Here is a 12963-nt window from a genome sequence, read left to right as displayed (position 1 = left end):
ACCCCTGATCCCCAAGGAGGATCCCGCCATTGGACGTCGGCGTTCGACTGCAAGCCATCCGTAAGCTGAAAGGCCTGTCCCAGCGTGAGCTCGCCAAGCGCGCGGGTGTCACCAACAGCACGATTTCCATGATCGAGAAGAACAGCGTCAGCCCTTCCATCAGCTCGCTGAAGAAGGTGCTGGGGGGGATTCCCATGTCGCTGGTGGAATTCTTCTCCCTCGATCTGGAGCACGAAAACCAGGTCCAGGTGGTCTATCGGGCTTCCGAACTCACCGATATCTGCAGTGGCGCCATCACCATGAAGCTGGTGGGCAAGGCCCATCCCAGCCGCGCCCTGGCCTTCCTCGACGAAACCTACCCGCCAGGTTCCGACACCGGCGACGAGATGTACGCCCATGAAGGCGAAGAGGCCGGCATGCTGGTGGAAGGTCGCCTGGAGCTGACCATCGGCAGTGAGGTGTACATCCTCGAGCCTGGCGACAGCTACTACTTCGAAAGCAGCAAACCGCACCGCTTCCGCAATCCCTTCGATGCCCCGGCACGCCTGATCAGCGCCACCACGCCGGCGAACTTCTGAATTCCACAGCCGCTACGCCCATTTCCCTGCGACAAGTTGGGTTGTTTCAGCGTGACGGACTAACCGTATATACTTGCGCCCGCCCGCGAAACCGTGGCCGCGGGCGATACTAGCCACGATGAGGGTGTAAGGGTGAACCTAATCAAGAAGATGCTGGCGGCCCATGCTGCCGTATTGGCCCTGTGGGCTGTTAGCGCCCAGGCCGCGACCGACGACGCCATTGCCGAGCGCATCAAGCCGGTGGGCGAGGTCTGCGTACAGGGTCAGGAATGCAAGGGCGTTGGCGCCGTAGCCGCAGCCGCTGGCGGCGGTGCCCGCACGCCGGACGACATCATCGCCAAGCACTGTGGCGCCTGCCACACCGCTGGCGTGCTGGGCGCGCCGAAGATCGGCGACGGCGCAGCGTGGAAAGAGCGCGCCACTAAAGAAGGTGGTGTCGATGGTCTGCTGGCCAAGGCCATCTCCGGCATCAACAGCATGCCGCCGAAGGGCACCTGCGCCGACTGCACCGATGATGAGCTGAAAGGCGCCATCAAGAAGATGTCCGGCCTGTAATAGCGCCGCATCGACGAAAAAGCCGCCCGAGGGCGGCTTTTTCATGCCTGCTCGCTGCGACCCGTTGTCGCAGCCATCGTCCGGTTCGCTTGCCAATGATGGGTATCGCAAGCTCCACCCATCCTACGAAAACGGTCGGAGCTCGAATCGTAGGATGGGTGGAGCGGAGCGATACCCATCGTTCGGCCCGTCCGCAGTCGATGAAGCGACTGCTCCGAACTCAGTCGAGGAAGGTCACCTTGCCGTCGGCCAGGGAGGCCACGCGCGCCAGGGATTCGATCCGGTAGCCCTCGCTTTCCAGCAGGGCGCGGCCTTCCTGGAAGGATTTCTCGATCACGATGCCGAGGCCAGCGACGCTGGCGCCGGCCTGCTGGATCAGGTCGATCAGCGCCTTGGCGGCATGGCCGTTGGCGAGGAAGTCGTCGATCACCAGCACATGGTCGGCGGCGGTCAGGTGCTTGGCCGAGATGGCGATGGTGCTTTCGGTCTGCTTGGTGAAGGAGAACACCTTGGAGATCAGCAGGTCGCTCTTGAGGGTCAGCGACTGGAACTTGCGGGCGAAGATCACTGGTATGCCCAGTTCCAGGCCGGCCATCACCGCGGGGGCTATGCCCGAGGCTTCGATGGTGACGATCTTGGTGATGCCCTGGCCGCGGAAACGTTCGGCGAACTCATGGCCCACCTGCTGCATCAGGCGCGGATCGATCTGGTGGTTGAGGAAGGCGTCGACCTTCAGCACCTGGTCGGACAGTACGATGCCCTCGTCACGAATCTTCTGTTTCAGCGCTTCCACGCCCTTACCCTCGTTGATAGCCCGGTCTGTGCCGGGGTTCTTTGGTTACGACTTCTTCAGCATGGCCCGGATATCGGCCAGGGCGGTGTTGCCGCGCGCGGCCTTCACCTCCACCGGTGCGTCTTCCATGCCTTCCCATTCCAGGTCTTCCTGGGGCAGCTCCTCGAGGAAGCGGCTGGGGGAGCATTCGATGATCTCGCCGTACTGCTTGCGCTTGGCGGCGAAGGTCATGGCCAGGTTCTGCCGCGCGCGGGTGATGCCCACGTAGGCCAGGCGGCGTTCTTCTTCGATGGTGTCGGCTTCGATGCTGGAGCGGTGGGGGAGGATCTCCTCCTCCACGCCCATGATGAAGACATAGGGGAACTCCAGGCCCTTGGAGGCATGCAGGGTCATCATCTGCACGCCCTCGGCGCCTTCCTCTTCTTCCTGCTGGCGCTCGAGCATGTCGCGCAGCACCAGCTTGGCGATGGCTTCCTCGATGGTCATGCCGCCATCTTCGTCGCGCTCCAGGGTGTTCTTCAGGGCGTCGACGAGGAACCAGACGTTGCCCATGCGAAAGTCCGCGACCTTGTCGCTGGAGGCGTTCTGGCGGATCCAGTTCTCGTAGTCGATGTCCATCACCATGCTGCGCAGCGCGGCGATGGGGTCGTTCTGCGCGCACTGCTGGCGCACGCCGTCCATGAAGCGCTTGAACCGCTGCAGGCGCTCGGTGAAGCGGCTGTCCAGGTGCTCGGCCAGGCCCATCTCGTCGCAGGCGGCGTACATCGAAATGCCGCGCTCGGTGGCGTAGTTGCCGAGCTTCTCCAGGGTGGTGGAGCCGATCTCCCGGCGCGGCACGTTGATCACCCGGAGAAAGGCGTTGTCGTCGTCCGGGTTCACCAGCAGGCGGAAGTAGGACATCAGGTCCTTCACTTCCTGGCGGCCGAAGAAGCTGGTGCCGCCGGACAGCCGGTAGGGGATCTGGTGGTGCTGCAGCTTGAGCTCCATCAGCTTGGCCTGGTGGTTGCCCCGGTAGAGGATGGCGAACTCGCTGTAGGGCCGCTGGGTGCGCAGGTGCAGGGTGAGGATTTCCATGGCGATGCGCTCGGCCTCGGCGTCCTCGTTGCGGCAGCGGATCACCCGGATCGGGTCGCCCACGCCCATCTCGCTCCACAACTGCTTCTCGAACACGTGGGGGTTGTTGGCGATGAGGATGTTGGCGCATTTCAGGATGCGGCTGGTGGAGCGGTAGTTCTGCTCCAGCATCACCACCTTCAGCGAGGGGAAGTCTTCCTTCAGCTGCATCAGGTTTTCCGGGCGCGCGCCGCGCCAGGCGTAGATCGACTGGTCGTCGTCGCCGACCACGGTGAACTGCGCGCGGTGCTGCACCAGCAGCTTCACCAGCAGGTACTGGCTGGCGTTGGTGTCCTGGTATTCGTCCACCAGCATGTAGCGCACGCGGTGCTGCCACTTCTCCAGGATGTCCGGATTGTCCTGGAACAGCTTCACCGGTAGCAGGATCAGGTCGTCGAAGTCCACCGCGTTGTACGCCTTGAGCGTGCGCTGGTAGTGCAGGTAGACGACGGCGGCGGTCTGCTCCTTGGGGTTGCGCGCCTTGGCCAGCGCTTCCTCCGGCAGGATCAGGTCGTTCTTCCAGTTGCCGATATAGCCCTTGATCTCGTCGACGCCATCATCCCCGGCATATTCCTTCTGCATGATGTCGGTCAGAAGAGCCTTGATGTCCGACTCGTCGAAGATCGAGAACCCCGGCTTGTAGCCCAGGCGCGAATGCTCCTTGCGGATGATGTTCAGTCCGAGGTTGTGGAAGGTGGACACCGTCAGGCCCTTGCCCTCGCCGCCGCGCAGGAGGGTGCCGACGCGCTCCTTCATCTCGCGCGCCGCCTTGTTGGTGAAGGTCACCGCGACTATGTGCTGCGCGCGGATCCCGCACTGCTGCACCAGGTAGGCGATCTTCCGGGTGATCACGCTGGTCTTGCCGGAGCCGGCGCCGGCGAGCACCAGGAGCGGACCACCGACGTAGTTCACGGCTTCCTGCTGCCGGGGGTTGAGTCGGGACATGCTGGGGGCTGGATCGAGGCGAATGGCCGCGCATTCTAGCAGGCCGGTGGGGCTGTGCCGAAGTACCTCTGGGCAACTGTGACGGATCGCCCCTTGCAGGCCGGTGGTGCTTGGAAATTTCTCAGCAAGCAGTACGATTGTTCCGCCTGCTCCGGCGATCCGGGCAGGGAGCGCAGGGACGCGTGGAAAGAATGACGCCAGAAATGGCGCAGCCCGGCACTAAAGTGCCGTAGTCTCTGTGACCCGGGGAGGTCATTTGTCCGCGCTCGTCGAGCCCATGCCCATGCTCCTGCTGGCCGAATCGCCGGCCTGGGCGGAACTCCTTCGTGGACGCCTGGCCGCGATGGGCAGCGCATCCCCCCTGATTACCGCCGCCTCCTGGAACGCCGTCAGCAGCCTGGTGGACGATATGGGCTGTGCCCTGGTGTTCTGCACCCCACAGCTGCTGCCGGCGGCCGGACGCTGTCCGCTGCCGATCATCCTGCTGCTGGAGGAGGAGCCCCTCGATGCGCCCCAGGGCGTAAGCGACTGGCTGGTGCGCGAGCACCTCAACGCCGACACCCTGCGCCGCACCCTCCGTCATGTCCGCGAGCGGCGCAACCTGCAGCACGCCCTGGAACGCCTGGCCGAACAGGACCCGCTCACCGGCATCGCCAACCGCCAGGGCTTCCAGACCCTGCTGGCGGCGCGCCTGGTGGAGTACGAAGGGTGCGGCCTGGCCCTCGGCCACCTGGACCTGGACAACTTCCGCCACGCCAACGACGCCCTCGGCTATCAGGCCGGCGACCGCCTGATCCTGCAGGTGGTGGCGCGGCTCAAAGGGCAACTGCGCGCCGGCGACCAAGTGGCGCGCCTGGGGGGCGACGAGTTCGCCCTGCTGCTGGACGTCCGTCGTGACCCGGCCCGCGCCGAACAGGTCGCCGAGCGCATCGCCGAAGCCCTGGCCGAGCCCTACCAGGTGGACGGCGAAAGCCTGCTGCTGGGCTGCAGCCTCGGCATCGCCCACTCCCGCGCCAGCCAAGGCGCCGATCCGCTGATGTGGCACGCCCATATCGCCATGCAGCAGGCCAAGGCCAGCCAGGGCTGCACCTTCCATGTCTTCGATGAGCGCATCAACCGCAGCGCACGCAGCCGCGCCGACCTGGAAAGCGAGCTGCGCCGCGCCCTGCGCCGCGACGAACTGGAGCTGCACTACCAGCCGCGCCTGTGCCTGAAGACCGGCAGCATCCTCGGGCTGGAGGCCCTGGTGCGCTGGCGCCATGCCGAGCGCGGCCTGCTCACCCCCAACGAATTCGTACCGCTCGCCGAGGAAAGCGGCCTGATCGTGCCGCTCGGCTACTGGGTGATCTCCCGCGCCCTGCGCGACATGCAATGGCTGCGCGGGCGCGGCGTGGCGCCGCTGCACATGGCGGTGAACCTGTCCTTCCGCCAGTTCCAGGACAGCCAGTTGCTGAGCACCCTGAGCCGGCTGATCCACGAGCGCGGCGTGGATGCCCAATGGCTGGAGTTCGAACTCACCGAGACCGCCGTGATGCGCCGCAGCGAACAGGTGCGCCAGACCATGGATGCCCTGCGCCGGCTCGGCGTGCGTTTCTCCCTGGACGACTTCGGCACCGGCTTCTCCTCCTTCGTCCACCTCAACAGCCTGCCGATCGCCCTGCTGAAGATCGACAAGAGCTTCGTCGGCGGCATGCACGACCGGCCGGAGAACCGCCAGTTGGTGAAGGCCATGATCAACCTGGCGCAGAACCTCAAGCTGGAAGTGGTGGCCGAGGGCGTAGAAAGCGCCGAGCAGCTGTCGCTGCTGCGCCAGTTCGGCTGCGACCAGGCCCAGGGCTACTGGATCAGCCGGCCGCTGCCCCTGGCCGAGCTGGCACGCTTCCTGGTATTCAGCTCACGCCAGGCGCTGTTTGCCAGCCAGGAATCCTGAAACCCCGCCACGCGGACTTCTCGTTTGCGAAACCCGTGCAGCAACTGCCGGTAATGCTTGTGCCTCTTATCGGTTTCGATAAGATATCGCCATCGGTACAAGGACGTTTTGCCATGAAACCGTTGGAATTTCTTGCCGACTCCCTCGACCGCCTCCGCGAGTTTCCTCTGGATGCACGTCGCGAAGCCGGTTTCCAGTTAGACAACGTGCAGCACGGCATCGGACCGGCGGACTGGAAGCCCATGAGTACTGTGGGGGCCGGCGTGCAGGAAATCCGCGTGCGTGACGCAAGCGGTGCGTTTCGGGTGATCTACTTGGCCACCCTGCCCGAAGCAATCTATGTGCTGCACTGCTTCCAGAAGAAGACCCAGGCGACCGCCAAAGCCGACCTCGACTTGGCGCGCGCCCGACTCCGTGACCTACTGAGGGGCCGAAAATGATCGAACGCCAATCTTTCGCCAGTGTCTGGGATGCCATCGAGGATACCCCGGCGGAGGCGGAAAATATGAAGCTGCGGGCCGAACTGATGCGCGCCATCCTTGCCCATACCGAAGGTTGGAGTGGCAGCGATGCTGAGAAAGCTCGACGCCTTGGTATTACTGCGCCGCGTTTCTCCAACCTGAAAGGTGGGAGGATCAATGCGTTCAGCCTTGATGCCCTGGTTGGCTTGGCAGTCGCAGCCGGGCTCCATGTGACCCTGGCCATTAGCAACCAGGCCGCTTGACCCCACGCCACGTCGCTCAAGGGACGTTATCCACAACCGTAGCTTGGCGCTGAGCGCAGCGAAGCCCAACAAGGTCCCTGTAACACGGTGCCGGTGAACATTGGGCCGTCAGCAGCCGCGCGCGGCCTTCCACTCGAAACCCAGCCCGGGTGCGCTGTGCGCACCGATGACATTCGCGCGGGGGTATCGGCCGTGCTCAGGCTGCGGGCTCTTGTAGGGGCGATTTCAATCGCCAAGCGGACCGCAGGTTCGCCCTTGGGGATCGCCTGGGGGCAGCTGCGCCGCCCTTGGCGAATGAATTCGCCCCTACAGATGAAGCCCGATCGTCCGGCCGGATGCCGACTCCGCTTGCGGCCGCAGCAACCGCGCCGTCTTCCACTCGAAGCCCAGGGTCAGCCCCAGGGCCGCGCAGGCCAGGCCCAGGGCCAGGCCCCACCAGACGCCCTCAGCGCCCCAGCCCAGGGGGAAGGCCAGCAGCCAGGCCGCCGGTGCGCCCACCAGCCAGTAGCAGCCCAGGCCCACCAGGAAGGTTGTCTTGGCATCCTTGAGGCCGCGGATGGCGCCCATGGCGATGGTCTGGGTGCCGTCGAACAGCTCGAACAAGGCGGCCACCGCCAGCAGGCTCACGGCCAACTGCACGATGTCCCGGAATTCCTCTGCCCGGTGATCCAGGAAGAGACCCACCACCAGCTCCGGAGCCACCCAGAACAGCACCGCGAAGGCCAGCATGCAGGCCGCGCCGAAGCCGATGCCCAGGCGGCCGGCGCGGCGCGCGTCCTCCAGGCGGCCGGCGCCATAGTGCTGGCCGATGCGGAAGGTCACGGCGTAGGAAATCCCCACCGGCACCATGAAGGCCACGTACACCGACTGGATGGCGATCTGGTGCGCCGCCAGCTGGGTGTTGCCCAGGGCACCCATGCACAGGGCGGCGAAAGCGAATAGACCGGATTCCACCGCATAGGTGCCGCCGATGGGCAGGCCCAGGCGCACCAGTTCCGCCAGCGCCTCGCGGGAGGGACGCAACAGACCCTTGAGCAGCGGGTAGGCGGCATAGGCCGGGTTGTGCACGATATGCCAGGTGAGCAGCAGGGCCATGGCGTTCATCACCAGCGCGGTGACCAGACCGATGCCGGCCAGGCCCAGGCGCGGCAGGCCGAAGAGGCCGTGGATCAGCGCGTAGTTGAGGAGGAAGTTGGCCAGGGCGCCGCCGATGCTGATGGCCATTACCGGGCCGGGCCGGCCGATGGCGCTGGTGAAGCCGCGCAGGGCCATGAAACCCAGGTAGCCGGGCAGGGCGAAGACCAGCGTGGCAAGGAACTGCATGGCGCCGTCCACGCTTTCCGGTGCCTGGCCGAAGGCGAGCAGCACGGGTTTCAGGTTCCACAGCAGGAGGCCCGCTACCAGTGCCATGCCCAGGGCCAGCCAGAGCCCGCTCTGGGTCAGGCGGGTGGCGCCCGCGGCATCGTTGGCGCCATGGCGGATCGCGACCAGGTTGCCCACGGCGGCGATCACCCCGACGCAGAAGATCGACACGAAGGAATAGCTGGCCGCCCCCAGGCCGCCGGCGGCGAGTTCCGCCGGGCCGAGCAGGCCCATCATCACGGTATCGGTGAAGACCATCAGCACGTGCGCCAGCTGGGCCGCGATCAGCGGGCCGGCCAGGCGCAGGATGGCCATCAGTTCGTTGCGTATGCTTTGCGGCATGAGTAAGGCTCACTGTTTCGGCGTGCCGGCCAATTCCTTTGGTCGGCTGAGGATTCGGCAATTTTCCGAGCCTTGAACCGGCGGCACAAAAGGAAAAAAATGATGCAATCCATGACTTTGACTCATAGGTGAAGGCACATGTCGCGCCGCCTGCCCCCGCTCTACGCCCTGCGTGCCTTCGAAGCAGCCGCCCGGCATGCTTCATTCACCCGTGCCGCCGAGGAGCTGGCCATCACCCAGAGCGCGGTGAGCCGGCATATCCGCACCCTGGAGGAGCATTTTTCCTGCCGCCTGTTCGAGCGCCGGGGGCGCAACCTGCAGCTCACCGAGCCGGCGCGCATGCTGCTGCCCGGCCTGCGCGAGGGCTTCGATGCCCTGGAGCGGGCCTGCATCACCCTGCGGATCGACGACGCCACCCTGCGCCTGAAGGCGCCGTCCACCCTGACCATGCGCTGGCTGCTGTCGCGCCTGTCGCGCTTCCGCCACCTCAACGACGACATCGAGGTGCAGCTCACCAGTGCCTGGATGGATGTGGATAAAGTCGACTTCCAGCACGAGCCCTTCGATTGCGCCGTGCTGCTCAGCGACGGCCATTTCAGCCAGGACTGGGAAGTGACCCTGCTGTTCAGCGAATGGCTGATCCCGGTCTGCGAGCCCTCGGCCGCCGCCGGGCCCTGGACCCTGGAACGCCTGCAGGCCACCGAGCTGCTGCACCCCACGCCGGACCGCCGGGACTGGCGGCGCTGGCTGCAGCGTATGGAAATGGCGGACGAGGTGTCCCTCAAGGGCGGCCAGGTATTCGACACCCTGGAGCTGGGCATAGTCGCTGCCGCCCGGGGCTACGGCGTGTCCATCGGCGACCTGGTGATGGTGGCCGAGGATGTGACCCAGGGCCGCATCGGCCTGCCCTGGCCCACGGCAGTGGCCAGCGGCGATAGCTACTACCTGGTCTGGCCCCGTGCCCGCAGCGGCCAGGAACGCCTGCGCCGGCTGCGCGACTTCCTCCAGGCCGAAGTGGCGGCCATGCGGTTGCCGAAGGTGGAGCTGCTGGGATAGGAACAGGGCTACCCACTGTAGGGGCGAATTCATTCGCCAAGGGCGGCGAAGCTGCCCCCCAGGCGATCTTCAAAGGCGAACCTGCGGTCCGCTTGGCGATTGAAATCGCCCCTACAAAATGAGCAAACCGTAGCCCCGTAATCGACACCTCGGTAGGTCGTGGAGCAAGTGCTGGAATCGTGCCGCTTACGCCAGACCCACCCATCACTTGTAATAGATATCCACTGACGCTGAGGCATTGAACGGACCGACGATCGCCTCATTGCTGGTCCATTTCAGCCGCGCCAGGAAGTTCTGCGGTATGAAGCCGTTACTGGCGGTATTGGGCATCAGGAGAAATTCCTTGTTGAACGGAATGCGAGCGAGCGTCTCCTTCCTGAACAACGCGATGCCGACGGATGAGTTGTCGTTCGGTATCAGGGTGTAGCCGTCCTTTGCCGTGGCATTGATTGGCGTGAGCTGGGCACCAAGGCCATAGACACTGGAGCAGGGTTTGTTGACGGTGATGGTCAGGGGCAGTTCCTTTATCTCCTTGCCTGCCTCGACCTCGCTCGGGCGGATGTTGCCGAAGTAGACCGTTTCGGGGGAAATGCTCAGGGCCGCGCCGCAGGCGATGTAGCGCATATTGTTCAGGCCGCTCACATACATGCGGAAGTTCTTGTCGAGGTGGTCGTTCATACCGCCGACGCCGTCCAGTTGGAAAGCACCGTAAGCACCGACGACCCCTGTCAGCTTGCCTTCCTTGCCCGCACTCGGTGCGCTGCGTTTGGAAACGAAGAAGCTGTAGCTCAACTGTTTCGTAATGGCCTTGTCCGGGCACCCGTTGCCACCTGGCGCGGTGTTCGAGTAGCAACTGAAGTGGAAATACTCGAGCTTCTTCCGGCAACGGCCCTGGAACCGCTCCATTCCGCTGTCGCAGTAATAATCCTGGCCATCCAATCGAATGCCCAGCTCCAGGTCCGGGCCCAATTTGGTGTAACCCGGATCGTCCGGACTCAAATAGATGTAAACGTATTCACTCCCCGCAGCCCGGTCCTGCCAACAGGTAATGCTTATGCTGTATTCCGGCGAACGCCATAACACGGTGTTCTTCGGCAAGGTATTCGATACCGCAATGGTGGTGTCTATATAAGCCGTATCGGAGACTTCTCCAGTGATCTGCCAACCACTTTTGGTGGTGTCTTTCAGGCAGGCCAGGGCGAAGCTCTTCTGCGCCAGCGCAAGCATCAGGCCGAGGAATATCAATCGGATCACGTTCTTCATGTTCGTTTTCCTTGGGGTCAGGAGCGGGGGACGCCCTGGCTTTTTCGGCCAGGTACGAGGGTTACGTGGTAGGGGCGCGGGTTGCCGGCGTCGCTGATGACCTGGTAGTGGAAACCGCCGGGCCGGCAGGTGGGCGTGTCCAGGGCGTGCGAGGAGAAGGGCGAAAGCATCAGGTGCTCGATCGGGTTGCCGCAGCTGTGCCCATCAGGCCCCCGGGCGTCGATATCGCTGAGGGTCAGGTAGTAGGGGGAAGGATTGCCGATCCTGACCTGGCCTTCGCTTCCTTCCAGTCGTTCCCAGGTCATTGCGGCCCTGGCTGCGTCCGGCGTCATCTGCAAGGCCGGGCGATAGAACAACTTGAAGCGATGCCGCAGGGCGATCTGCAGCACGTTCGGGTCCTTGGGCGTCTTCGGGACATCCAGCACGCTGAGCAGGAAGTAGGATTCGCGATCCTCGGGCAGCCCGTGCCCCTCATAGAGGACATCCACTGTAGCTTTCTGCCGCGCCGGAATCCGCACCAGCGGCGTGGAGAGCGCCATGGGCAGGTCCCGCTCCTCATCCCCGTCTCCCCAGTCGAGGGTGACTTGCGCGAGGGCGCTTTCCTTGTCTTCGTTGGCCAGGGTTATGGTCGTTCGAGCGTCCGCCATGATGAAGCGGTTTTCCCCATTGAAGGAGAGTTCCGCCACGGCATTTGTGAATGCCCCTGCCAAGAATAGAAATGACGATGATATGAATGGAAAACGAAACTTTTTGGATATAAAGAAGTTCAGCGCTGATTTTTGTTTTTCTATTTGAGTGTGTGGGGCTGAATAACGGAATAGCGTCCTTGCGCCGGGTATTGCTATTCCTGTGGATTCACGCTTTATCATAAATGTGAACTCTGCTTGTCTTGGGTCTTCGGGTCTGAATTACTAAGACTATGCAGTTTTCCGCACTAAATTCTATCGGCTTATGGCTATTGTTTTGTGGGGAATTTCTTCTCTCGTATCATGAAATATTGGAAGTTATGAGAGGACTCGAACCCAACAACTAAAATTCCACCGTCTAATCGGCGTGTCGTTTTGATATCTGGCGTTGGTTTCGCTGGAATCGCGATGAATACACCAAACTCGTACACTTGCTCCCTGGACATCAAGAAGCAGTCCCGATTCCTACAGTCGATTGACGTTTGAATCGCTCGTGGCGGAGACGAGCGATACCTGCGCGGGAAGGGAGAAGGGGTATCGCACACTCGTGGAACGCCGCCCGGTCCATCCTGAGAACTTCGCGAGCGAGAACTCGGCGTCCCCGCTCTCCTGCACGGCGGCCTAGTTGTAGTCGATCACATAGGTCATGGTGGCATCGGCCTTGCCCGGTTTGACTTCGCCACTGGTCAAGACGTACTTGGCGGTGCCGGAGAAGCGGTAGATCTCGCCTTCCTCGTCCGATCGGTGGTGCTGGATCTGGACCGAACGCGCCTTGGCAAAGGGCAGCTTGACGCCCTTGTCGTTGACCAGGGCAATACCGAAGCCGCTGGCCACGCCCGCCGTGCCGGCGCCGGAGAGCGCGAGTATCCCGTCGCTGCTGGAGTTACCTTCGAAATAGACCTTCACCGGCACGGTGGCGTTGGGTTTCAGGCCGGTGCAGCGCACGTCGAAGTTGAACGGGTGCACCGCGCTCCGGCCTGACCTGATGCGTTCGATGTTCTCCTGGCCCATCTGCACGTCGACCAGGGTATCGACCGCCGTGCAGCTGCTGAACAACACTTCGTTTTTCACTTCGGTGCTGCCCGAAGTCTTGATGGTGTAGGTCATACCACCGCCGGAGAGCGTTGCGTTGAAGGTGGGCAATCTTCCCGAGGCTACGCCGGTATCAATGCGGACGATATCGACGACTATGCTCTGCGGAGCATAGTACCCGCCGGGAGGTGGGGTCGTGGCAAAACTGTAGGGCGTGTACTTGACGCCGTACCCAAGATTCAGGCCGACCTTGATTCCTACCCCCTCGATGCCGGTCTTGTAGACCTTCGAGTATTCGGAGAGCTCGAGCCCGCCATTGACGGCGATTGATACCGTGTCGTTGTCTCTGCAGGTATATACGTCCTGCACTCTCCAGAGTTCGTACGTATTCGAGGCCATCACCTCACCCACCTTGGCGGACTTGATGGAGATGCTGGCGGGCAGCGTTATGGTTTTCTCCGTCGAGTGTCCGGGGTCGGGTTTGCAGACGGCGAAGGCGTTCGTCCACGCCAGGCTTGCGGTGAGGGTCAGGCTAGTCAGAATCAGTTTGTGCAGAGTCTTGGGAATCATGGCATAAGCTCCAT

12 protein-coding genes are annotated in these 12963 nt (G+C 63.3%); 6 read left to right on the top strand and 6 right to left on the bottom strand.

All coding sequences use genetic code 11. The annotated features are described in order from the left end of the window. Window positions 1-29 precede the first annotated feature (29 nt). Window positions 30-578: a cupin domain-containing protein gene (locus ACFPU0_RS02335; protein WP_377691175.1), complete on the top strand. Its 549-nt coding sequence runs from the start codon at window positions 30-32 to the stop codon at window positions 576-578. A gap of 132 nt (window positions 579-710) precedes the next feature. Then, window positions 711-1133 (top strand): c-type cytochrome, encoded by a 423-nt coding sequence (locus tag ACFPU0_RS02330; protein WP_377691174.1) that lies wholly within the window; start codon window positions 711-713, stop codon window positions 1131-1133. Between the two features lie 220 nt (window positions 1134-1353). Here ACFPU0_RS02330 and ACFPU0_RS02325 read toward each other — a convergent pair whose 3' ends face one another. Together ACFPU0_RS02325 and rep are read right to left on the bottom strand one after the other, a co-directional pair. Next, window positions 1354-1926, bottom strand: a complete 573-nt coding sequence (locus ACFPU0_RS02325; protein ID WP_377691173.1) for a xanthine phosphoribosyltransferase — start codon at window positions 1924-1926, stop codon at window positions 1354-1356. Window positions 1927-1971: 45 nt separating this feature from the next. Then, window positions 1972-3984 (bottom strand): DNA helicase Rep, encoded by a 2013-nt coding sequence (gene rep, locus ACFPU0_RS02320; protein ID WP_377691172.1) that lies wholly within the window; start codon window positions 3982-3984, stop codon window positions 1972-1974. Window positions 3985-4240: 256 nt separating this feature from the next. Between rep and ACFPU0_RS02315 the strand changes: the two genes are divergently transcribed. The 3 genes from ACFPU0_RS02315 to ACFPU0_RS02305 all read left to right on the top strand — a co-directional run bounded on the left by ACFPU0_RS02315 (window position 4241) and on the right by ACFPU0_RS02305 (window position 6638). Then, complete coding sequence (locus ACFPU0_RS02315) at window positions 4241-5914, top strand: putative bifunctional diguanylate cyclase/phosphodiesterase (protein ID WP_377691171.1); 1674 nt, start codon at window positions 4241-4243, stop codon at window positions 5912-5914. A 113-nt stretch (window positions 5915-6027) separates the two neighbouring features. Then, complete coding sequence (locus ACFPU0_RS02310; RefSeq protein WP_377691170.1) at window positions 6028-6354, top strand: type II toxin-antitoxin system RelE/ParE family toxin; 327 nt, start codon at window positions 6028-6030, stop codon at window positions 6352-6354. Then, window positions 6351-6638 (top strand): helix-turn-helix domain-containing protein, encoded by a 288-nt coding sequence (locus tag ACFPU0_RS02305; RefSeq protein WP_377691169.1) that lies wholly within the window; start codon window positions 6351-6353, stop codon window positions 6636-6638. Before ACFPU0_RS02310 ends, ACFPU0_RS02305 begins: the two co-directional genes overlap by 4 nt. 306 nt (window positions 6639-6944) lie before the next feature. Here the strand turns inward: ACFPU0_RS02305 and ACFPU0_RS02300 are convergent, their stop codons facing one another. After that, complete coding sequence (locus tag ACFPU0_RS02300) at window positions 6945-8342, bottom strand: NorM family multidrug efflux MATE transporter (protein ID WP_377691168.1); 1398 nt, start codon at window positions 8340-8342, stop codon at window positions 6945-6947. Window positions 8343-8480: 138 nt separating this feature from the next. Here ACFPU0_RS02300 and ACFPU0_RS02295 point away from each other — a divergent pair, with 138 nt between their 5' ends. Next, complete coding sequence (locus tag ACFPU0_RS02295) at window positions 8481-9398, top strand: LysR substrate-binding domain-containing protein (RefSeq protein WP_377691167.1); 918 nt, start codon at window positions 8481-8483, stop codon at window positions 9396-9398. A 204-nt stretch (window positions 9399-9602) separates the two neighbouring features. On the opposite strand, the gene ACFPU0_RS02290 is transcribed toward ACFPU0_RS02295, so the two are convergent. From ACFPU0_RS02290 to ACFPU0_RS02280, 3 genes are all read right to left on the bottom strand, one after another. After that, window positions 9603-10661 (bottom strand): fimbrial protein, encoded by a 1059-nt coding sequence (locus ACFPU0_RS02290; protein ID WP_377691166.1) that lies wholly within the window; start codon window positions 10659-10661, stop codon window positions 9603-9605. Window positions 10662-10678: 17 nt separating this feature from the next. Continuing rightward, the gene (locus ACFPU0_RS02285) at window positions 10679-11347 is read right to left on the bottom strand and encodes a molecular chaperone (protein ID WP_377691165.1); all 669 of its coding nucleotides are present in this window, start codon (window positions 11345-11347) and stop codon (window positions 10679-10681) included. Between the two features lie 621 nt (window positions 11348-11968). Next, on the bottom strand, window positions 11969-12949 hold the full coding sequence (locus tag ACFPU0_RS02280) for a fimbrial protein (RefSeq protein ID WP_377691164.1): 981 nt from the start codon (window positions 12947-12949) through the stop codon (window positions 11969-11971). Window positions 12950-12963 lie beyond the last annotated feature (14 nt).

It is taken from the genome of Pseudomonas sp. GCM10022186, from assembly GCF_042656385.1.
GTDB lineage: Bacteria > Pseudomonadota > Gammaproteobacteria > Pseudomonadales > Pseudomonadaceae > Metapseudomonas.
Note: the sequence above shows the minus strand (reverse complement) of the source record. Positions and strands in the feature narration are given on the sequence as shown.

What these genes read in the sequence shown, in the direction of transcription:
- ACFPU0_RS02295 (WP_377691167.1), top strand. Translation starts at nt 8,481, where the DNA reads ATGTCGCGCCGCCTGCCCCCGCTCTACGCCCTGCGTGCCTTCGAAGCA.
- ACFPU0_RS02305 (WP_377691169.1), top strand. Translation starts at nt 6,351, where the DNA reads ATGATCGAACGCCAATCTTTCGCCAGTGTCTGGGATGCCATCGAGGAT.
- ACFPU0_RS02280 (WP_377691164.1), bottom strand. Translation starts at nt 12,949, where the DNA reads ATGATTCCCAAGACTCTGCACAAACTGATTCTGACTAGCCTGACCCTC.
- ACFPU0_RS02310 (WP_377691170.1), top strand. Translation starts at nt 6,028, where the DNA reads ATGAAACCGTTGGAATTTCTTGCCGACTCCCTCGACCGCCTCCGCGAG.
- ACFPU0_RS02290 (WP_377691166.1), bottom strand. Translation starts at nt 10,661, where the DNA reads ATGAAGAACGTGATCCGATTGATATTCCTCGGCCTGATGCTTGCGCTG.
- ACFPU0_RS02300 (WP_377691168.1), bottom strand. Translation starts at nt 8,342, where the DNA reads ATGCCGCAAAGCATACGCAACGAACTGATGGCCATCCTGCGCCTGGCC.
- rep (WP_377691172.1), bottom strand. Translation starts at nt 3,984, where the DNA reads ATGTCCCGACTCAACCCCCGGCAGCAGGAAGCCGTGAACTACGTCGGT.